This window comes from Niallia taxi (assembly GCF_004005475.1).
Taxonomy (GTDB): Bacteria; Bacillota; Bacilli; order Bacillales; family Cytobacillaceae; genus Niallia; species Niallia taxi.
Window position 1 is genome coordinate 397,661 of record NZ_RZTZ01000003.1, and the last position, 21,189, is coordinate 418,849.

The following is a 21,189-nucleotide window of genomic DNA, read 5'->3' on the forward strand; positions in this document are numbered from 1 at the left end:
TCTGGACTTGCTATTGCTACTATATCACACACCTATATAGGAAGAAATCATTCTCTACAATTCATTTGCAAATTGATTTAGCTTTACCGCCATTTCCTGAATTTTCTCCATATATGCGCTTGTTTCTTTAACAGAATCAGCCTGTGACTGCCCAATGGATGCGATTCTTTCTATCGACAAATTCATCCTGCTTGTTGCTTCCTTTATCTGCTCCATCGTCTGGTTGATTTTTTGGGTTGATTGCACTGTTTCTTTCGAAAATTTTCTGATTTCATTTGCAACAACTTCAAAGCCTCTCCCTTTTTCTCCGGCTCTTGCTGCTTCAATCGCCGCATTAAGGCCAAGCAGGTTTGTCTGATCTGCTACCCTTTTGATGAGTGACAGCACCTCTGTCGATTTATTAACTTCTTCTTCCGTCTGTTTTGATTGATGAAGAAGATCCTGTGAGGAATCAGTCAATGAATCTGAACTGCCTGTCATTTTGACTATCCTTTCATTTGCCTGTGACAAGGAGTCTTGAATTTGCTGAACGATTTCCCTCAGCTCTGTTTGCCTGCGTACCTGTACAGCAATACCGCCAATCACCTCATTGCTATTATTCACAATTGGCGTTGCTGTGCCTGTAAATTCAAAACCATAGTAATCGGCTGGAACAAAAGCCTTGAGTGTTTTTTTCTGACTTAAAGCTACAGCAAGAGGCTCTTCCTTTGAAAGTGGCTGGTTTACTTTTATGTTCAGATCAATTGTATCGCCAGGAAAATAGGCGATAAACTTTTCTTTATCACAAATGGCAATCGACAAGTCTATCGGAATGGCTATTTTCATGATTGGGATGATCGCGATAATACTCTCTAATGATTCTGCTTTGTTTAACACATCTCAAGCTCCCTTCCGATCTCGTTACTATTAGTATCACTAAAGCAAGGAATTACTAAACATTCCTACCCTTTTTAGATGCAACAAGTTTATAATACAAATATAACCAATTATAAGCGCGGTGATTTTTTGTTTAGAATTTTATTAATTGAAGATGATGTAACATTATTCGCAGAAGTTAAGGATCGGCTTAGTCAGTGGTCCTATGAAGTATATGGGATTACTGATTTTGCAAAGGTGATGGAGGACTTTAATGAGGTGAAGCCTGATCTTGTCATCATTGACATCCAGCTTCCAAAGTTTGATGGCTTCCATTGGTGCCGTATGATTCGAGCACAATCAAAGGTACCGATTATCTTCTTATCATCACGAGATCACCCAACAGATATGGTGATGTCCATGCAGCTCGGTGCAGATGATTTTGTTCAAAAGCCCTTCCATTTCGAGGTGCTGATTGCCAAAATACAGGCAATTCTCCGCCGTGTATACAACTACAGCCTTGAGCAAACAGAGAAGAAGACTTGGTGTAATGCTACCCTTGACTATGAAACAAATACAGTTGCTAATGAAAATGGCACAATAGAGCTGACAAAAAATGAAGCATTTATATTAAGACTGCTTGTCGAGCACAAAAATAAAATCGTCAGCCGCGACACACTCATCGAGCATCTTTGGAATGACAGCCGCTTCATCAGTGATAACACACTTACTGTCAATGTTAATCGTCTCCGCAAACGGCTCGATGAAATCGGTATTGGCAGGTTTATTGAGACAAAGGTCGGACAAGGCTATATTGCCATTGATGAGGAGCTGTCATGATTGGTAAGTTTATTTCTGAAAAACGAAGCTGGATTATTATGTTTTTATTCCTGCAGGCATTCAGTCTTATTGTGGCAGCACTTGATGAAACAATTGCTTTCACATCTGTTCTGTACACAGTCTTTTTATCCTCACTGATCTTCCTGCTGTTTCTGTTTTGGCGCTATCATAAGGAAACCCCGTTTTATAAGTCCTTAACAGAACGGGAGGATAATCTTGATTTGTCGGCTATCGCATCTCCTGAAAGTCCATTTGAGAAAATCGTTTCAGAAAGTCTGCACCAGCAGACGATGCTGTTAAAAAAGGAAATGCTCACAAATACAGTCGCATTAGAGCAGGAAAAGGATGACCTTCTATCTTGGATTCATGAAGTGAAGACACCGATGACAACATTGCGCCTGTTAATTGACAGGCTGGAGGATAAAGCAATGCGCGGCAGCTTAACATATGAATGGCTGCGCATTCATCACCTGCTTGACCAGCAGCTTCATTCCAAACGGCTCCCGTTTATGCAAAATGATTTATATATCGAAAAGATTTCAATAGAACCACTTTTATATGATGAAATTCGCACACTGCAAACATGGTGTATCCAAAAGGGCATCGGATTTGAGGTGGAGCTTTCAGAGTCCGAGGTACTGACAGACAGTAAATGGCTTTCATTTATTCTTAGACAGCTGTTGACAAATGCCGTAAAGTACAGCGAAGCCTCCGATATTGTCATCACGAGCAGTATCCAATATGATCAGGTTTGTTTACAAATTAAAGATTTTGGGATTGGGATTGCCAAGCAGGATCTGTCCCGCATTTATGAAAAAGGATTCACCTCAACAGCAAACCACCAAAACAATCATGCGACAGGAATGGGACTTTATTTAGCAAAAAGAGCGGCAGATGCTTTGCATATTAGAATAGAAGCAGACTCTATCCAGCAAAAAGGGACGGTATTCACGTTAACCTTTCCGAAAAAGAATGACTTTGTCCATTTGTTAAGCAGATAGCCTTATGACGTGCATGTGACAAAACTGTCACATGCTTCTTCTGTTTTGTTCGCTGATTCGAAGGATGGAATCCTCTCAGATACCTATAATGAAGATAAATAACAAGGCAAAAGGAGTTGTAATTAGTTTGAACATACTTGAAGCAAATCAAATTCAAAAAAGCTACGGAAACAAATTTAATAAACAAGAGGTTCTGAGAGGTGTCAGCCTTTCGATTGAAAAGGGCGAATTCGTCAGCATTATGGGAGCTTCCGGTTCTGGAAAAACTACCTTACTTAATGTTTTATCCTCCATCGACAAAGTCAGTAATGGCACCATTAAGATTGAGGGCAGTGAAATAACTGGAATGAGGGAAAAGCAGCTTGCACAGTTCCGCAAAAATAATCTTGGCTTTATCTTTCAGGATTATAATCTGCTTGATACACTGACAGTGAAAGAAAATATTCTCCTGCCCCTATCCATTACGAAGACGCCAAGAAAGGAAGCAGAAAGCCGCTTCACAAGGATTGCAAATGAACTTGGCATTTATGAGATAAAAGACAAATATCCAAATGAAATTTCTGGAGGCCAAAAGCAACGGACCTCTGCAGCAAGAGCATTTATCCATGAACCGAGCATCATCTTCGCAGATGAACCGACAGGCGCGCTTGACAGTAAATCCGCCTCAGACCTGTTAAACAAGCTTAGCAGCTTGAACGAAACACTTGCGGCAACCATCCTGATGGTCACGCATGACCCACTTGCAGCAAGCTACTGCAGCAGAGTCATTTTTATAAAGGACGGACAGATTTATACACAATTGAATAAAGGCGAACAAGACAGACAACACTTCTTCCAGGATATTATGAAAACACAAGGAATTTTGAGCGGGGTGCAATATGAACATTAATCAGCTCATTTTTCGTAATCTCCTCAAAAACATCAAGCATTATTACCTGTATGTTTTTGCGTTGATTTTCAGTGTTTGCTTGTATTTCGCTTTCGTTACTCTTCAATATGATCCATCGATGGATGCTGTGGAAGGAACGATCAAGGGCGGAGCTGCAATCCGAGTTACCTCCATTTTGCTGATTGTAATTGTCGCGATTTTCCTTTTTTATGCGAATGCCATTTTCATTAAAAGACGCAGTAAGGAAATAGGTCTATTTCAGTTAATCGGCATGACGAAGGACAGAATCTTTTGGATTTTAGGTGTGGAGAACTTTATCTTATACTTTGGGGCGTTATTCATCGGCACCTTTGTCGGCTTTAGCTTCTCTAAGCTGATTATTTTAGTACTGTTCAAAATCACCGGCGTAAAAGGTATTGCAAAGCTTCATTTTTCAACTGAGGCATTAGTACAGACAATTCTTGTGTTTGCAGTTATCTATGTCTTTATTATGCTGATGAATTATGTCTTCATTAAAAGACAAACAATCTTAAACCTGTTCAGAGTAACTTCGTCTGCTGAAAGCAGAGTCAAAAAAATGTCTGTGTTGGAAATTATTATTGGCATTATCGGTTTAACTGGAATCGGCTTAGGTTATTATGTTTCATCAAAACTATTTGATGGAGACTTCCAAACCATGACCGAGTTATTTGGAGCCATGGCCTTTATATTAGGTGCTGTCATCCTTGGCACCTACCTTTTCTACAAGGGCTCTGTCAGCTTTCTGTTTAATCTTGTTCGCAAAAGTAAAAATGGCTATTTGAACATTAATGAAGTGCTGTCTTTATCGAGCATCATGTTCAAGATGAAATCCAATTCGCTCCTGCTGACAATTATCACAACCGTGTCTGCACTTGCGATCGCCTTGCTGTCATTAAGCTATATCTCCTACTATTCTGCAGAGAAAAATGCAGAGACTAGCATCCCTGCCAATTTTGCATTCGGAACGAGCGAGGAAGCAACGTTATTCACAGATGAATTAACAAAAAACGAGATAGCCTATGATGAAACAAAAATAGATGTCGTGATGGCTGATATTAACATCGGCAAAATTTTGGAGGCGGATTTCAACAATCTTAACTTCGACCCGAATATGACGACACTTGCTGTTGTGAGCGAAAACAGTGTTAAAGGCGTAGACTTAGAGGAAGATGAAGCATTATTTACAAACTATGATGGTGCATTAAAAAAGTTTATGCCAATGAAAAACACTGGCGAGGTGACGCTTGAAACAAAGGACAAATCAATCCCGTTGCGACTCATTGGATTAGATGACGTGCCAGTCGTATCCTATAAGTACACAGCTGGCGGGATGCCGACAATGATTGTCGACAACAAAGTTTATGACCAGCTCAGCACGAACAAAAATGACAAACTGCAGCTCCCATCAAGCACCTATTTCGGAGTTGATATTAACAAGAACACAGAGATTGACAAGGCTAATGATATTTACCAGGACCTTAAACTAGATGAGCATGAATTCAGCCTTTCCCGTCTCGACATGGCCACAACCAACAAAGCAAATATGGGACTAACCATGTTTATCGTCGGCTTTTTAGGACTTACCTTCCTCATCACGTCTGGCTGTATTCTTTACTTTAAGCAGATGGATGAAGGCGAAGAAGAAAAGCATAACTACACAATTTTAAGAAAGCTTGGCTATACGAAGGGCGACCTGCTTCGCGGCATTCAAGGCAAGCAGCTGTTCAGCTTTGGAATCCCTCTTGCGATCGGTCTTGCACACAGCTATTTTGCCGTCCAATCAGGCTGGTTCTTTTTCGGAACAGCTTGGACACCAATGCTGACTGTTATGGTTGTCTACACCCTTCTCTATTCCATCTTTGGACTGTTATCCGTCCTATACTATAAAAAAGTGATTAATAGCGCCCTTTAAAGGCTTACCTATTATTGGCAGTTTATCTTCCATAAGAAAGTCTATATATATCATATAAACTTTCTTAGGAGGCTGATAGAAATGAGTAATTTTGACCAATACAAAGACAAAGCAATGGATGCTGCAAAAAAAGCCCAACGGAATGAAAAGGTTCAAGATAAAGAAAGAGATATTGGCGAAAAGTTAAAGGATAAAATGAAGAATAAATTTAATAAATAAGCAAACAAAAAGCAGGCCATTTTCACTCGGCCTGCCTTTTGTTTATTCTTTTGCAAATTTCGTATGTATGCTTGTCCCAAGCATTTCCTGTGTTAGGCTTGGCAGAATGATTTGCACGGTTGTTCCTTTACCGACAGTACTTTCAATGCTCATATGGCCACGGTGGCCTTCTTCAATAATTTTATAGCATGTCATCAGCCCAAGTCCTGTACCCTTTTCCTTTGTCGTATAAAAGGGTTCACCGAGTGTTGCCAATCTTTCTTCCTCAATACCCATCCCTTGGTCTGCGATTTGGATGGAAATTTGTTCGCCCTCGATCATCTTTACTGTTATTGCAATAATCCCACCGTTTGGCATTGCTTCAATCGAGTTTTGCAGGAGGTTGAGAAATACTTGCTTCAAGCGGTTTTCTTCACAGAAAATCATCGGAATGCTATCTTCCATCATCGTGTAAATTTGGGTATTGTAAAGATTGGACTGTGCTTTAATAAATGTGACCACATCATTAATAATGTTCTTTATATTTTTCTTTTGAAACACATCTGCTGTCGGCTTGGCTAGAAACAGAAACTCTCCCACGATTGTATTTATCCGCTCAATTTCAGACAACACTATTTCTAAGTACTCATTCTTATCATCATCAGACTTTAACAGCTGGATAAAGCCTTTTATCGCTGTCAGTGGATTGCGGATTTCATGGGCTATTCCTGCAGACATTTGCCCAAGCATTGCCATCTTCTCGGACTTCTGGACAAATTGGCTCGTGATTTCTTTTCGCTCTGTTATATCTGTACCAAGGGCAAGGACAGCGTTTTTACCGTCAAAAGTAATCGCCAAGCAGCTCACTTCGAAATAAAAAATCGACTGATCAAGGCGCATCATTTTATATTCTATGTGGTGAAGCGGCTTATTTTCTGTCTTAACGAGTCCCATCCGCATTTCCCAGCGCTCTTTATGCTCAGGTGCAATAAACTCTCCGAAGGACCTGCCAATCAGCTCTTGTGTAGAATTTGCCCCCATCATCATTACCGCTGCCTTATTCACATAAATAATTTTATTCTTATGATGGATAAAAATCGGCTCTGGCAAGGAATCTACTAACAGACGATAGCTCTCCTCACTTAAACGGGCTTTCTGCTCATAATAGCTGCCTACGTCAATTTGGAAACCGACAAACCAGGCAATGGCTGTAAAAATAAAGAAGTCTAACGTAAAAAAAGACTCATTGTCTACTAGATATTGATACAAAGTAAAAATGATCGAAACTAGCACTAACACGACTTGTCCTCTTCTTCTCATTTTTGGAGATTTCACCACCATATCCATTGTCTCCTGTATCTCAAATTAATTATTAACTCTCTTATGCTGTTATTATCAAAACTTCTCTATATGCTACCAACTATACCATGGAATTGGAAAAATTTTAATATTGTTTTTTTCACACTGCTTCCCCTGTCCATTTCTAAAAAATTACAAGAAATTTTTAGCAGGAATTTTTTTTATTGTTATATAGCATTATTTTTCCTATTTGCTGTTGTTATAAGGTTTAGCAAGCTATTACCATTCTAGTACACTATTGAAAAATAAGGAATACCTGTTCACGAAAACCCTTTCTTTATGTCTCCCCCACAAATACAATTGTATTTTCTAGATAAATTTATTATGATAGGTTAAGTTAAATGAACATTTATAGATATCAGCTTACAAGATGCAACTCATATACTGCAGGAAATGAAGTTTTTTTTAGGAGATAGATTTCACTCCGTCTTCATCATTTCGTTGCCGAATAACTACTGCATGAGCTTTTCTTACTTATAAAAAATACGGCTGCTTAATCGTGAAAGAGGGGAATATACATGTCAAATAATAAATTGTCACAAGGCTTGGAATCACGCCATATCCAAATGATTGCACTTGGCGGAACAATCGGTGTCGGATTATTCCTTGGATCGTCCAAAACAATTGGCTGGACAGGACCTTCTGTCTTACTCGCATACGCCATTGCAGGAATTTTCGTCTTCTTTATCATGCGTGCAATGGGAGAAATGCTCTATTTAGAGCCAAGCACAGGATCATTCGCAACATTCGGCCACAAATACATCCACCCACTAGCAGGCTATATGACTGCTTGGAGCAACTGGTTTCAGTGGGTAATCGTCGGAATGTCGGAAATTATCGCAGTCGGAGAATATATGAACTATTGGTTCCCTGACTTGCCAGCATGGATTCCAGGCTTAATCGCGATGGCAATCCTTGGCGCTGCTAACTTAGTTTCAGTTAAATCCTTTGGCGAATTTGAATTTTGGTTCGCGATGATTAAAATAATTACAATCGTCCTATTGATTGTGGCAGGCTTAGGTATTATCATCTTCGGATTTGGAAATGGTGGACAAGCTATCGGATTTTCCAATCTGTGGGCACACGGCGGCTTTTTCTCAGGTGGCTTCTCAGGATTTTTCTTTGCCCTTTCTCTTGTCATCGGTGCATATCAAGGGGTTGAATTAATTGGTATTACTGCTGGTGAAGCGAAGGATCCAAAGAAAACACTGACAAAGTCCATTAACAGCATTATCTGGCGTATTCTTATTTTCTATATTGGCGCAATCTTTGTTATTGTTACTGTTTATCCATGGGATCAGCTTAGCTCTGTTGGAAGCCCATTTGTTGCGACATTCGCTAAAGTCGGCATCACAGCTGCTGCCGGTATCATCAACTTTGTTGTAATTACAGCTGCCATGTCAGGCTGTAACAGCGGTATTTACAGTGCTGGCCGCATGCTGTACACATTAGCAATGAACAAGCAAGCTCCTGCGTTCTTTGGAAAACTGACATCAAACGGCGTACCATTGTTCAGTACAATCGGCGTTATGGTCGGCTTATTAGTCGGTGTTATCTTAAGCTATATAGCACCAGCAGACATCTTTGTTTATGTATATAGTGCAAGCGTACTGCCAGGAATGGTGCCATGGTTTATTATCTTAATCAGCCAAATCCGTTTCAGACAAGCAAACGCGGCTGCAATGAGCAACCATCCATTTAAGATGCCATTCGCTCCGTTCACAAATTACGCATCGATTGCATTTTTATTATTCGTCCTTGTCGGCATGGGCTTCAACAAAGACACACAAGTTTCCCTTGTTGTCGGAATTATTTTCCTTATCTTAGTTGTCATCAGCTTCTTCGCTTTTGGCATCGGCAAGGAACGCCCAGAAAAACAAGACAGTACAACAGCTGTGAAACGCTAAATATAAAAAGAGCAGCACTCCTTGTTGGTGGATATAACCAAAAAGGAGTGCTGTTTTTTTGAGATTACAGGACCTAGGTGGAATAAAAATAAAATATTTCCTGCCTAGCCACGAACAATAATAATTTCATCTTCCTTTAAACCTTTAGTCTTTTAGAATATATGTAAAGTATTCCTTTAAAGTGAGGTCGTTTCATTGCGCTGTCACCTGCGGGGTCTCATCCTATCCTCTATTTCCCGCAACAGTCGAGTGGCCTCCGTTCCATTCCAGAAAAATACCAAATTAAAAAACAAACTATTTATCGATAGCTGCTAATTAGTTTAGTATTAACCTAGACTTAACTACACATATCCTAACTACACTCTTTCATTGGTTTGATTTTTTCTGACCTATACAACAGGCAAGAGTCAGGAAAATGTATGGGTATGTTAATAGAATTAGCTCTAAAAACCCCATACTTCGAAAAATATGGCCTTCTCTTGGGTCTGTATCATAATAATAACCATTGCCAACCATATAGATGCCGACAAGCAAATAGGTGATTAATGATATTGCCAGCAAGCAATAGCCGATTTTAGTGAATTTTACATTTACAGCAGAATATAAAAATAGTAAAAAATAGAGTAATCCTGACAATAATAACAATACAGCCACATAAAAAGGTTCATAGAAGTAATCACTAACACTTCCAGGAAAATCCACCACGATTACACACCTCTCCTTTCTTTTTTTGGAATTCTTGCTAGTACTCTCACCCTCCTGTTAGTTCACAAAATGGTCATGAAAAATAGGCTATTCACATTAAAAACCACATAGTAATATTTCTCTAATAAACATAAAAAAAAGACTCACTTTTGTTTTGGAAACAACAGTAAGTCCTGTTTTGATTAATCTCTAGCTTTTCTGCATAACTGCACTTCGGCCAAATTTACGAAGTCGGGACAAGCCTCTCATCACGAAAAATTTCATCGCATCATATTTTAGCTTGTTATAAATAGTTGGACAGTTTTCCTTCGTCCAAGTAAACATAGCATTATAATCACTTTTGTTTTTTGCAGAGTATTTTAAGTAGTACATGATGGTGACATACACACTGCTTCCAAACCATGCTTCCACTGCTTCACCATCATAGTTAAAGCGATTTACAGCCATATTTTTTATCATTAGCTTCTCTCTTAAATTCTCAATAATAAAATCACTTTTCAGGTTAAAGGTGATGTTATTGCCGTGGATTCTATAAACACCAGCAATCGTATCAATAAATCCGGCATCGCCAACGAGTAATGACCTTAAATAGATGGCTGAATCATTCACCATTTTCATGTTTAAAATATCCATCTCTATTAACGCCTTGCGCTTAAAGACCGTTGTTAAGGTGGAGGCTGGCTTTGGGTAGCCTTTTTTCTGAAAGTTAATGAAGTAATCATATTTTTTTACAACATTGCTTAGCTTCAAATCGGAAAGAGCTAATTCACTCGCTCCCGTTTTTTCCATAAACACATTCGCTGCCACAAACGACACTTGCGGATTTTTCTCATGAAAATCGACTGCTCTGCTTATATAATTTGTATCAATGAGATAATCATCATCGTCCAAAAACAGAATATACTCACCATCTCCATGTGTCACAAAGGCTTTTAAGCGATTCGTCCCAGGTCCTTCATTCTTGTCATTTCTGATATAAATGACATTTGCAGCGTCAGCGTATTTTCGCTCCATTAACGAATGCGTTCCGTCTTTTGAGTTATCATCTATCACGATTAGTTCGATATTCGGATAATCCTGCTGCAATATACTATCAATGACTTGCTCTAAATATCTTTCTCTATTATAGGTTGTGATGATTACATTCACTTTAGGAGTCTTGTCAGTGTCAGGGAACGTAATTCGCTGATTAAGAGAGCCTTCATTAAAAGCGTTTAAATGGGTTATCTGGTTGAGTAATTGTTGAGCATCCTTCCGCTCCATAAAAAATTGTGCTTCTACATAGAATTGAAAAACCTCTGCAGACTGCTTTCCTTTTAAAAGAGCGGATATTACCCGAATAAAATTCTCCAGATAATGCTTTTGTGAAGAAGTGCGGTTACTGATTAATTTCCCCGTTAGAAACCCTTCAAGATCAGTTGCACTATCTATTTCACTCATTTCGCTAAAATGAGTTTGAAAACAGGTATTAATCAAAACTCCCGCTTGTTTTAATTCATGCTCTAAATCCATATTCATCCCCCTCTCTTATGTTGAAATAGCCTTTTTCCGCTTCTGTTTCTGAACCACTTTAACAATAATATCTTTCGTGTAGTGATAAACCTCTCTGTCGAGGAGTGCGTTAACAACGACAAAAATAACTGCTGAAATGGCTAGAACTAAAATAGCACTCATTATCGTAGTTACATAAGAAGTCGGATAAATATTAACTGTTTTTGCCGCTGCTACAATCAGTGAAAATATGACAATATTTGTGAGCCATCTTCTTAACGTCATCCACGCGTTTCGTTCGAGTATTTTTTTATTTGCATATAAAACGATATCGATTGATCGATAGAGCAGTGCTGCAATCGTGCCAAGCAATACACCATATATGCCAAGGAACTGAACGAGAGTAATAGAGAAAACAAGGTTAATAATACATTCCAATATGGCACGGTTTTGCGTCTTTTTAAAATGGCCTGCAATATTTATAACATTATTAGAGGTCGCTCGCGCATTCACTAATAATTTAATGATGACAAATAATGTTGGAATCCAAAAATCTATATAGTTTATATCCTTAATGCCGCTAGTATACAGCTCCATAAAAGGTAAAATGAAGATGTACGCCACCGTGAATAACGAGAACACAAAGGACATGAAGAAGACCTCGTACGCATTGTACAAGCTTATGAACTTCTCCTTGCCTTCATGAAATGTTTGTCCAAGGGCAAATGTGACACTGCTATTAACTGTACTGATTACTTTATCAAGAACAGAAAAAAGCATATTGTACAGCACGTATACACTAACAACCTTCAGATTCGTAAAGATAGTAAGAATGAGAACATCGGTATTGTTAAAGATTAAATAAGAAATTTGGTGAACCATCACTGATTTTTTTTGTGAAATGGCATCAAAGTTAGGCTTAACCTTTAAATCTAACCATTTATAATTTCTCTTCATATAAATTTGATAAATGATAATTTGTACAATCATTAATACAAAATGTGTCGTTTGAATTGCGATAATATTATAGCCTTTAAGGATAAAGATAATCTTAAGACCACTTATGACGATATTTATCAGCGTTGTGATGGAGGTATCTATATAGCTTTTTCCTTCTGCAACTAAGAAGACTTTAAAGGTCCCTTGGAAATAGAAGTTAATAGCTCCTCCCATCCCCGTAACGAGAATGACGAACATGATGGTCATTTTATCAATCGATGAATCAATAAAAAGCGGATAGATAACCGACAGTAGAATGATACAGATAAAATAGTAAATCCCTGTTTTCTTGTAGTAGCTTGAAGTAGCAGAAAGAATAGAATTGATATTTTCTTTACTGCTGCCTGCCACATGCTTATATAATGCTTGTAATGAGGCGGCCCCAACTCCTGCTTCTAGAAGAGACATATAAATAATAATTTGCCCGATGGAGGATAATAACCCATTCACCTCAGAACCAAAATTCACTAAAAGTAAACGAGGGATTAAGATACCTAATGCGATTATTAATCCTTGGCTAATCAATCCAAAGGCTAAATTTATTAAACTTCTTTTCGCTTTCATACTGACTCCTTTTTATTTCCAGTCATTCACTAAGTATTTATCAAGCTGTAGAAACTGTTGGTTGGAATCCTTGATAATATGCTGCATATCGAGCTCTTTATATTCCAAATGATCCAATTCCGAAATATCAAGCTTGGCTATATCCTTGATTTCACAATACTTCCCTTGAAAATTAATGTCGTGCAAAACATTGGTCATTTTTTTACTGTATATGATTGGAAAAACCTTTTTATTAAATAAAAAGCCAAGAATCATGGAGTGAAATCTTGTAGCATACATTATTTCCACTTTATTCAGTTCCGCTAATGCCGAGGCTAAATTGTTTTCATAAGGAACTACTTTCACTTTAGACTTATAATTAGTGTCTAGTAACTGCAGCAATTCAGCTATCGCTTTTTCATCGCCTTCATATTTACAAAAGGAGAATAATGCTACTTGATAGTTTTTGTTGAGATAGTGCTCACAAACCTCCTTCATCTTCTGTAAATAAGCCGCTTTAAATGGCGCTAAATTTTCTCTGTTACTCACATCTATCAAGGAGATACCAACCGTTTTCTCAGACGCTTCCTCTCCGTGATACTCCAAATTAAACACGACATCTTGAGCTAAGCGGACACTTGGCAGCTCCTTAAACAGCTCATATGATTGCTTATCTCTAAAACAAACATCGTCGTATCTCGAGAAGATGCTTTGATAGCTTTCGTAAAACTGTGTTTCTTCAAATGGTCCAAAATTACACCCTAGCAAAAAATTAGGCTTACTATTGATTATTTTTCCTTTATCCTTGTTTATCTTTGTTTTCCAATTCTTATTTTCGATAAAAAGAGAGCCACCGATACATACATGTGCATCCATAAATAAACCAATCACTGTTCTAACTAACGACTTGCTGAAAAGCTTATTGGGAATTTTATCGATCAGCTTAAATAGCGTATTCGGATAAATGACATGTAAGTTTTTTATGTCAGTAAAAGCCTGAAGCTTTGCTTTATTTTCATAAATATAAAATTGAGCTTGAGGGTATCTTTCACATAAGATTTTAACGAACAAATCATCTCCTAAGTTATTGTTTAAATATGCTGATATTAAAACCTTTTTCAAAGAAGCACCTCATTTTTTCAGTTTTCCACCTTACATACTCTTCTTTTTCATTTGCTTCGGATACTTCAATAACATATCTCCTAACAGAAACTGCCCCTTCAAGTACTGATGGATAACGACTCTTTTCATTATTTTCTTCATGCCTTTATTATTATGCTTCACAGCATTCCTCCATTTTGGAAAGTAGCGATCCATCGTGCTTCTTATACTACGGGATATTTCCAGCCTTACCGACATATCCTCCACATACATGAGCTTAAATAATAGTCCATTTAATAGATGATCGATAAACAATTGCTCAACCTTGTTTATATTTTTATTAAGCTTCCCTTGAGTTTCTAATTCCCGATAAACATTTTCAACCATATGAATCTTATCTTTCAGTTTTAAAGGGTTTATCGTGTTTGTCTGTGAGGAATTCCTTGAAACGTCATAATAGTAGAGTGCTTTATCGATTTTCACTACATTATTAGCGTTCGCCACTACCACTGGTATGATGCCGAGATCCTCATACCAATAGCCCTCAGGAAAACGATGATTCTCCCATAGCTTTCTGCTATAAAGCTTGTTCCAGGGTGCTGTTGTGCTGCTATGCAGCTCTTTGCCAAGGTGGACATGCTCATTTTGACCTTGTTTATTATGCTTGTAATAGTCAAACACAACTAAATCACAAGGCTGACTGTTTACGGCATCAACACAAGCTTGAACAGCATTGCTGTCCATAAAATCGTCACTGTCGACAAACATGAAATAATCACCTTTGGCCACACTCATCCCAAGATTGCGGGCACTTGCCTGCCCGCCATTTTCTTTATGTAAAATATGTATTCGATTGTCCTCTTTCCCAAGCCCCTCTAACATACGGAAGGAGTTATCTGTTGAGCCGTCATTTACCGCGATTATTTCGATATTTCGGTATGACTGGCTACTAATAGAAGTAAAGCATCTTGCCATATATGCCTCCACATTATAAATCGGTACGATAATGCTTATTAACGGATTAGTCATGTATTGTTTTAACCTCCACTAGCTTGTACATTCTCGTCCAGTTTGCAGCGTTTCTTTGCCGTCTAGCAGAATTTTTCTTTCATTAGAAAGCACTACTTGTTGATTACCAATCTATTATACAAACAATTATAAAAGCAAAAACGGAAATGGAATTTTTTTAGTATAAACAACATAATTCTTTACACTAAATTAAAAATTCTCCTGTTGCTTTTAATGTTTTTCCTGCTCTTGTCCACATAACCATAATATCTACTTAAAAGGCAGCATAGAAATTTACACAGGCTTTGCAGTGCATCTACTTTTCAGATATGGGTTTAAAATTTTCCACAGCGTCTATATATATAGTACAAACTTTTAAAGGAGGCTGTCCGAAATGGTTAAACCTAATGATTTAAAAGACAAAACAGTGGACCGTCCACTTGATGAAAAGAAAGTCGAAGAACAAGTGAAGAATGTGAAAGAAGATCAAAAAGAATCTGATGAGCAAAAGGATAACGAATAAAAAATAAGCCTCCAAAGCTTGGAGGCTTACTTCTTGTTTAACCAAAAATCTCGCTGTCGTTTTGGTCGATATTCAATGCAGAGAACATATAGGCTTGACCAAAGGCTGGGTTGTATTCCTGCTTTTCTGTCAGCTTCTTCAGATGTTTACCAATGGAATATTTCGTTTCACTTGAAATAAACCCAAACGGTAATTCTGCTGCTCTTCCGAAATAGATGGATGACTGCTTGCCGCTGCTTAAGGCTATTCTTTTACTGTTCAGCAAATACGGACGATCCATTTGTGTCGTATAGACTGTTTCCCAGTCATTAATTGTTTCAAAACGGATTTTGGAAAGATGCTCCCCTGCAACGGACAGAAGAATAACATCTGGCTCCAAATAATCAATAAGCTTGTGCCAAAGCTGGACACTGTCAGCCTCTAGCTTGCGTTGCTCTTCTTTACTGAGCGTTTCCCAAGTTTGAGTAGTCGCAAGGGACGAACAAATATCTGTATGAATGGCCGTATTTTCCATGCTTCCATAGAAGCTGGCATTAAGGCCGTTCAATAACGGCTCATAGGCTGGATCAAACCATTCTTTATAAGGCTTATCTTGGAAGTATTTGTTTAGGGCAGCCAAATATTGCTGATTGAAATCATAGTATTGGTCTTTTTTCATTGACTGAAAGCGTAGGAAAGGGTCAGGGTCAGGGAATTCCTTCTTGGAAGGATTCAAACCGACTGTAACAATACGGATCGGGGAATCAAAATATTTTTTGATATTGCCAAAATACAAAATAGGCATAGAAGTTTTTACAACATAGGATAAATCTTTTTTCAGTTCGTAGTTTTCTAAACATTCTTTAGCTAGACTGGTTAGTTTTGCTGATTGAATAACAATAAAAATCACCCTTTCAAGAATTTAAAAAAAGTATTGCTCTCCTAAATATTTCGACCTCTATTTCTTTTTTCCCTTCCAAAAAACTCTCCACTTACAAACTTTTTTTAAAGAATGATGCGAAATGCCGAAGACGTACATGTCGAAACGTGCCATAATGAGATTTCCATTAGAAAATGTGCGTTCAAGTTTTTTCCACAAACTATTTACTATTAATGTAAAATCACTAACTCCCGGTTGTGGAAACGCCTTCTTTTTTAATGGATAATAATGCTAAAAGAAGGTTTGACATGTTAATGAGAAATTTTTTGCGAGTTCATTAGGAAAACAAATCCGCTATGCGAGAATGAAAAGGGGCTTATCCCTTGAAGGGCTTGCAGAACGGACAAGCATGAGCCCAAATTTCATCGGCAGAATCGAACGAGGTACATCTATCCCAAAATCCTTTACATTATATAAGCTATGCAAGGAACTCGGCATCAATCCTAGTTTTCTTTTCATACAGGCAGAAAAGGAGTACAAGGAACAGTTTTAGTCTTTTCGAGCTTCCTTTCCCCTTTAAATCCTCTCCAATCCTGTATTTTTTACTTTATCCAAGAAATACAAGAGAATACCTTCCGCAAAAAATTTTTCTCTTTCTTAGAGCTTGCTGCATACAAACCTCCCTTTTATCCCAAATAAGGAGTGTATGGCTATGGAAAAGATCTGCAATGATTATGAAATCAGTGAAAAAACACTTGCCCTAATACCTGCATACAACCTGGAGTACGGCACAATTGCCATGGAGGGAAAAGAGGAATACTACGTTAAGAAAACGCCGCTGGAGCTGATTAAGCACGCAGCGTTAATCGGCGGAGCAGAATACGATGGACGGCGCTCTTCTATGTCCTTTTTGACAGGGATAAAAAGAAAGGTCCCTATCCCCATTAACCCCCGTAAAAACATCTATGCCTTCCCGACACAGTCACCAAGTCAAATGGACTGCCACTGGATATTTTTCTCCCATGTAAATCTTATTTCTGCTGCTGCCTCTGTTACAAATAAAGAGACGACGGTTTTGTTTCAAAATGGCCAAAAACTGCAGCTAAAGGCATCCCCTCATACACTTGATAAGCAGATGTACAGAACATGGATGTGTGTGAAAGCACTGAGCGGCGATCTCCCTGTAATGCCATAATTCCTTGCCAACCATAATAAAATCAGTTATTAATGGTATAAAGTGTTGATTAGGAGGAATATATGGCAGATATTATTCGGTTTATCGCAGCAATTATGAACGAAATACATGACATAATCATGAATGCAGCCGTCCATCTTGGCTTACAAGCTACAGATAAGGATTTGCATCTTTGGATTATCGGCATCATCGGTATCCTTTCCTTTTTCATTGTTCATTTTATCTTCAAAAGGCTCGCCAAATGGAGCATCACAATCATTTCCTTCATCTATACCTTCACACTCATCCTAGTCCTTGTCTTCGCAATCGAAATACAGCAAGGCATCACAGGCAGAGGCAATATGGAATTCCAAGATGCAGTTGTCGGCATTTACGGGTTTTTACTGTTTTTCGCTATATATGTGATATATAGAATTATCTCTTTTGCTATTAGGAGAGCATCAACGAAAAAGGCAAAGGCTGGGCGGACGAGAAGATCTCCATAAGTATAAAAGCCCAAAAAGCACTTTCACTTGAATTTTAAGTGAAAGTGCTTTTTTTAATCCATCAGGAATCTTTTACTATTACAATCTATTTAAAATCCTCCGATAGAATAGAAAACAAGTTTTTATTTGGTTTTATTCAGGAAGGATGAACGACAATTGAGGAAAATAATTTCTGGGGTGTCTGCGATTTTTTTACTCTTTTCCGTGCCTTGCAGTGCTTTTGCCCAATCCTCTGAGGAAACTTCCTTGAGAGTGGCGGCTGTTAGCACTAGCTTGAACAGGAATATGATTCCGCGCCTTGATACAAGCAAAAGCTTTGATTTTGACAGTGCTGAGGATTATCCGCTCATTAGAGATGGTGCAGTTGTTGGAAGCTTAACAGACAGTGGCGGCAGCATGAATGCGATTACTTATATTGGTGTAACTTCGTCTGAAACAATGGATTCTGCGATGGATATGCATCTTTCTCTGCAAAACGACAGTACGATAAAGGACGACTTTCTGGCAATTGAATTTTATACAAACAATAACGGTTCAATGTCGTATATTGGAGGCGTTTCAAAGGACATGTCTTCCTCGTTCGGAAACATGAAGCTCGATATTAGTGTTCCTAAATCGCTTTATCATGATAGTCCCTATATATACATCCGGCTTGGTATCTCCAAGACCCCGTCTGATTTATATTATACGGACACTATTTACTTTAAGGTAACAAATCCTTTTTATACTGGAACAGCGTTGAACACCAGCAACGGGACAAGCTATTACAGCTTAATCAACAATGAATCGACGAATGCCTATGTGAGTGAAAGTACAGGCTCATTGGAAATAAACAATGACGAATATTCGCTTAACAGAAATCACGGCAAAGAAGCGTATATGCTTGATTATGTTATTCCATTCGATTCAGAGGATGCAGATAAAGTAACAGCACGCAATAATAGATCCGTTCTTGCCTCCTATGAAGAAGGTGACAGTAAATCCTTTTGGGTCACAAATATGGAAACAGAGCAAAATTACCAGCTAACAGCAAAACTCCTGTACAGCGGCACACACAATAATGTATGGGTATACAATAATGAGATAACAGCGGAGGAGGCTGCACAGCTTGGCGAGGAATTTGATGATTCTATTCACAGTACAGTGACAGCTAATTTTGGGAACGAATCAGATGTTAATAATGATGGAAAGGTTAACATTCTTACATTTGATATTCAGGACGGCTTTGATGGCACAGGCGGTTTTGTTGCAGGCTACTTTTCACCTGTCGATTTATATAATTACACAAACTCAAATAAGTCAGAGATTTTCTACCTTGATACGTACCCGCTCATGGAAAAATCCGGCGGTGAACCAGATGTCTCAGAAGCCTATATGACACTTGCCCACGAGTTCCAGCATATGGTCAGCTATAATCAAAACGTGTTCGTTCAAGGAACAACACAGCTAGACACATGGCTTGATGAAGGCATGTCGATGGCAGCAGAGCAAATGTACTCAAAGAATGTCCTGCAAAGCAGAATTGATTATTATAACACCAGCACAAGCATTACAGCAGGACAGTCCTTACTTAACTGGGATTATTATGGAGACACATTAGCAAACTATTCCCTCTCCTACTTGTTCCTGCAATACTTGAAATACCAGGCAGGACAAGGTGACAGCATCTTTAAGGAAATCATTGCAGACACAAACAGCAGTTACAAAGCTGTTGAGAATATCATCCATAAATACATCGACCCAAGTTTGTCGTTCGGTCAATTTATGACGAACTTTCGGGCTGCACTTGTATTAAAGAAGGATTCTGGTCCGTATGGCTTTAACGGTGTCCCTGCTTTTGATGCACTAAAGGTGAAGCTGTACAGCGACACAGGGACACTTTCCTTAAAAGGCGGCGGTGCTGTTGTTATGGCGCTAAGCTCGCCAGAGGACTTTGTTGTACCAACAGCAAAGGGTGGAGATATAACTTATACCATGCTGACAAGCGGAAACAGCTCAGCCGTACCGACGACACCAACTGTTTATGCAATAGCAGATACGGATACGAAATTAAGTGGAATTGCCGAGCCGTACACCACGATTAAAATCACAGCAAATGGCAGCCTTATTGGCAGCGGTACAGCAGCAAGCAATGGCATCTTCCAAATAACGATTCCGAAGCAAAAGGCTGGCACAAAGCTTGCGGTCTATGCGGTCAATGCAACGGGCAGCAGCAGTTCACAGGCAGTTATTGCTGTGCAAGACAAAACAGCACCTGCCAAGCCGTACGTTAGCTCTGTCAGCGATGCCCAAACAGCCGTTACAGGAACCGCTGAGGCAGGTGCCACTGTACAAGTCCGTTCAGGCTATACGACAATCGGAAAGGCAACAGCAGATGACAAGGGTGTGTTTAAGGTAGCTATCTCCAAGCAAAAGGCTGGCGTAAAGCTATATGTGAATGCAACAGACAAAGCTGGTAATAAAGGAATGGACACAACAGTCACGGTTATCGACAAGACTCCACCTGCAAAGCCAAAGGTGATAACTGTTATTGATACATCAACAGCGATGACTGGCAGTGCCGAAGCAGGTTCTATCATACAAATACGGTCAGGCAATACGATAATGGCAAAAGGAACAGTTAGTGCAAATGGCGGCTATCTCGTTCCGATTGCAAAGCAGAAGGCAGGTACAAAGCTTTCTGTCAGTGCAACGGATAAAGCTGGCAATAAGAGTGAGGAAACCATTGTCACCGTTTTGGACAAGACACCACCAAGCAAGCCAAGTGTTACCTCGATAAGTGATTTAACAACCTATGTGACAGGCAAAACAGAAGCAAAGGCAAAGGTGTATGTTAAAAGAGGCAGCACAACACTTGGAAGTGCAACGGCAGACAGTAAGGGCGCCTATAAAGTTAAAATAGCCAAACAAAAGGCTGGCACGTATTTAACGGTGTACGCAGAGGATGCTGCTTATAATAAAAGCAGTTCCGTATCTATTAAGGTAGCAGACAAAACAGCACCTGGCATACCAAGTGCAAAAACAGTCACATATAAATCGACGAGCATCTCTGGCAGTGCGGAGAAATATGCGATTGTATATGTATACAGAGGCAGCAAGTATTTAGGGAAAGCCTCTGTCAGCTCCAAAGGAACCTATACTGTAAGAATCAGCAAGCAGAAAAAAGGCACCACCTTGAAGCTGTACGCAAAAGACAAGGCAGGCAACAAAAGTAATTACCGGACAATCAAAGTAAAATAGAAAAAGGCGTTCTGAAAACAGCTTCAGAACGCCTTTTCTTTACTTTTAAACAAACGTT

The 21,189-nt window shown here is 38.8% G+C and carries 19 protein-coding genes; 11 read left to right on the plus strand and 8 right to left on the minus strand.

Annotated elements, in window-relative coordinates; all coding sequences use genetic code 11:
* Positions 1-54: 54 nt before the first annotated feature.
* Complete coding sequence (locus EM808_RS11175) at positions 55-876, minus strand: methyl-accepting chemotaxis protein (protein ID WP_164849628.1); 822 nt, start codon at positions 874-876, stop codon at positions 55-57.
* Between the two features lie 129 nt (positions 877-1,005).
* Between EM808_RS11175 and EM808_RS11180 the strand changes: the two genes are divergently transcribed.
* From EM808_RS11180 to EM808_RS28550, 5 genes are all read left to right on the plus strand, one after another.
* A complete protein-coding gene (locus EM808_RS11180) occupies positions 1,006-1,695 on the plus strand; it encodes a response regulator transcription factor (RefSeq protein WP_127738289.1) in 690 nt (229 codons plus the stop codon).
* Complete coding sequence (locus EM808_RS11185; protein WP_127738290.1) at positions 1,692-2,696, plus strand: sensor histidine kinase; 1,005 nt, start codon at positions 1,692-1,694, stop codon at positions 2,694-2,696. Before EM808_RS11180 ends, EM808_RS11185 begins: the two co-directional genes overlap by 4 nt.
* Positions 2,697-2,823: 127 nt before the next feature.
* A complete protein-coding gene (locus EM808_RS11190; RefSeq protein ID WP_127738291.1) occupies positions 2,824-3,585 on the plus strand; it encodes an ABC transporter ATP-binding protein in 762 nt (253 codons plus the stop codon).
* Complete coding sequence (locus EM808_RS11195) at positions 3,575-5,518, plus strand: ABC transporter permease (RefSeq protein ID WP_127738292.1); 1,944 nt, start codon at positions 3,575-3,577, stop codon at positions 5,516-5,518. Before EM808_RS11190 ends, EM808_RS11195 begins: the two co-directional genes overlap by 11 nt.
* A gap of 81 nt (positions 5,519-5,599) precedes the next feature.
* The gene (locus EM808_RS28550) at positions 5,600-5,737 is read left to right on the plus strand and encodes a hypothetical protein (RefSeq protein ID WP_164849629.1); all 138 of its coding nucleotides are present in this window, start codon (positions 5,600-5,602) and stop codon (positions 5,735-5,737) included.
* A gap of 42 nt (positions 5,738-5,779) precedes the next feature.
* Here the strand turns inward: EM808_RS28550 and EM808_RS11200 are convergent, their stop codons facing one another.
* Positions 5,780-7,057 (minus strand): ATP-binding protein, encoded by a 1,278-nt coding sequence (locus EM808_RS11200; protein ID WP_225314734.1) that lies wholly within the window; start codon positions 7,055-7,057, stop codon positions 5,780-5,782.
* Positions 7,058-7,593: 536 nt separating this feature from the next.
* On the opposite strand from EM808_RS11200, the gene EM808_RS11205 reads away from it, so the two are divergent.
* Positions 7,594-8,982: an amino acid permease gene (locus EM808_RS11205; protein WP_127738293.1), complete on the plus strand. Its 1,389-nt coding sequence runs from the start codon at positions 7,594-7,596 to the stop codon at positions 8,980-8,982.
* A 366-nt stretch (positions 8,983-9,348) separates the two neighbouring features.
* Here the strand turns inward: EM808_RS11205 and EM808_RS11210 are convergent, their stop codons facing one another.
* From EM808_RS11210 to EM808_RS11230, 5 genes are all read right to left on the minus strand, one after another.
* Positions 9,349-9,687, minus strand: a complete 339-nt coding sequence (locus tag EM808_RS11210; RefSeq protein WP_127738294.1) for a hypothetical protein — start codon at positions 9,685-9,687, stop codon at positions 9,349-9,351.
* A gap of 189 nt (positions 9,688-9,876) precedes the next feature.
* Entirely contained in the window at positions 9,877-11,199 is a 1,323-nt protein-coding gene (locus EM808_RS11215) for a glycosyltransferase family 2 protein (RefSeq protein WP_164849630.1), read from the minus strand.
* 15 nt (positions 11,200-11,214) lie between these two features.
* Entirely contained in the window at positions 11,215-12,741 is a 1,527-nt protein-coding gene (locus tag EM808_RS11220) for a lipopolysaccharide biosynthesis protein (protein ID WP_127738296.1), read from the minus strand.
* A gap of 12 nt (positions 12,742-12,753) precedes the next feature.
* On the minus strand, positions 12,754-13,842 hold the full coding sequence (locus EM808_RS11225; RefSeq protein ID WP_127738297.1) for a polysaccharide pyruvyl transferase family protein: 1,089 nt from the start codon (positions 13,840-13,842) through the stop codon (positions 12,754-12,756).
* A gap of 30 nt (positions 13,843-13,872) precedes the next feature.
* Positions 13,873-14,850, minus strand: a complete 978-nt coding sequence (locus EM808_RS11230; RefSeq protein WP_127738298.1) for a glycosyltransferase family 2 protein — start codon at positions 14,848-14,850, stop codon at positions 13,873-13,875.
* Positions 14,851-15,223: 373 nt separating this feature from the next.
* On the opposite strand from EM808_RS11230, the gene EM808_RS29510 reads away from it, so the two are divergent.
* Complete coding sequence (locus EM808_RS29510; RefSeq protein WP_268926504.1) at positions 15,224-15,352, plus strand: hypothetical protein; 129 nt, start codon at positions 15,224-15,226, stop codon at positions 15,350-15,352.
* A gap of 37 nt (positions 15,353-15,389) precedes the next feature.
* Here the strand turns inward: EM808_RS29510 and EM808_RS11235 are convergent, their stop codons facing one another.
* Positions 15,390-16,241, minus strand: a complete 852-nt coding sequence (locus EM808_RS11235) for a hypothetical protein (protein ID WP_127738299.1) — start codon at positions 16,239-16,241, stop codon at positions 15,390-15,392.
* A 319-nt stretch (positions 16,242-16,560) separates the two neighbouring features.
* Between EM808_RS11235 and EM808_RS29760 the strand changes: the two genes are divergently transcribed.
* From EM808_RS29760 to EM808_RS11255, 4 genes are all read left to right on the plus strand, one after another.
* Positions 16,561-16,764: a helix-turn-helix domain-containing protein gene (locus EM808_RS29760; protein WP_412973743.1), complete on the plus strand. Its 204-nt coding sequence runs from the start codon at positions 16,561-16,563 to the stop codon at positions 16,762-16,764.
* Positions 16,765-16,923: 159 nt separating this feature from the next.
* Positions 16,924-17,406: a competence protein ComK gene (locus EM808_RS11245; protein WP_164849631.1), complete on the plus strand. Its 483-nt coding sequence runs from the start codon at positions 16,924-16,926 to the stop codon at positions 17,404-17,406.
* 62 nt (positions 17,407-17,468) lie between these two features.
* A complete protein-coding gene (locus tag EM808_RS11250) occupies positions 17,469-17,891 on the plus strand; it encodes a hypothetical protein (protein WP_127738302.1) in 423 nt (140 codons plus the stop codon).
* Positions 17,892-18,047: 156 nt separating this feature from the next.
* A complete protein-coding gene (locus EM808_RS11255; RefSeq protein WP_235856596.1) occupies positions 18,048-21,131 on the plus strand; it encodes an Ig-like domain-containing protein in 3,084 nt (1,027 codons plus the stop codon).
* The last annotated feature ends 58 nt before the right edge of the window (positions 21,132-21,189 follow it).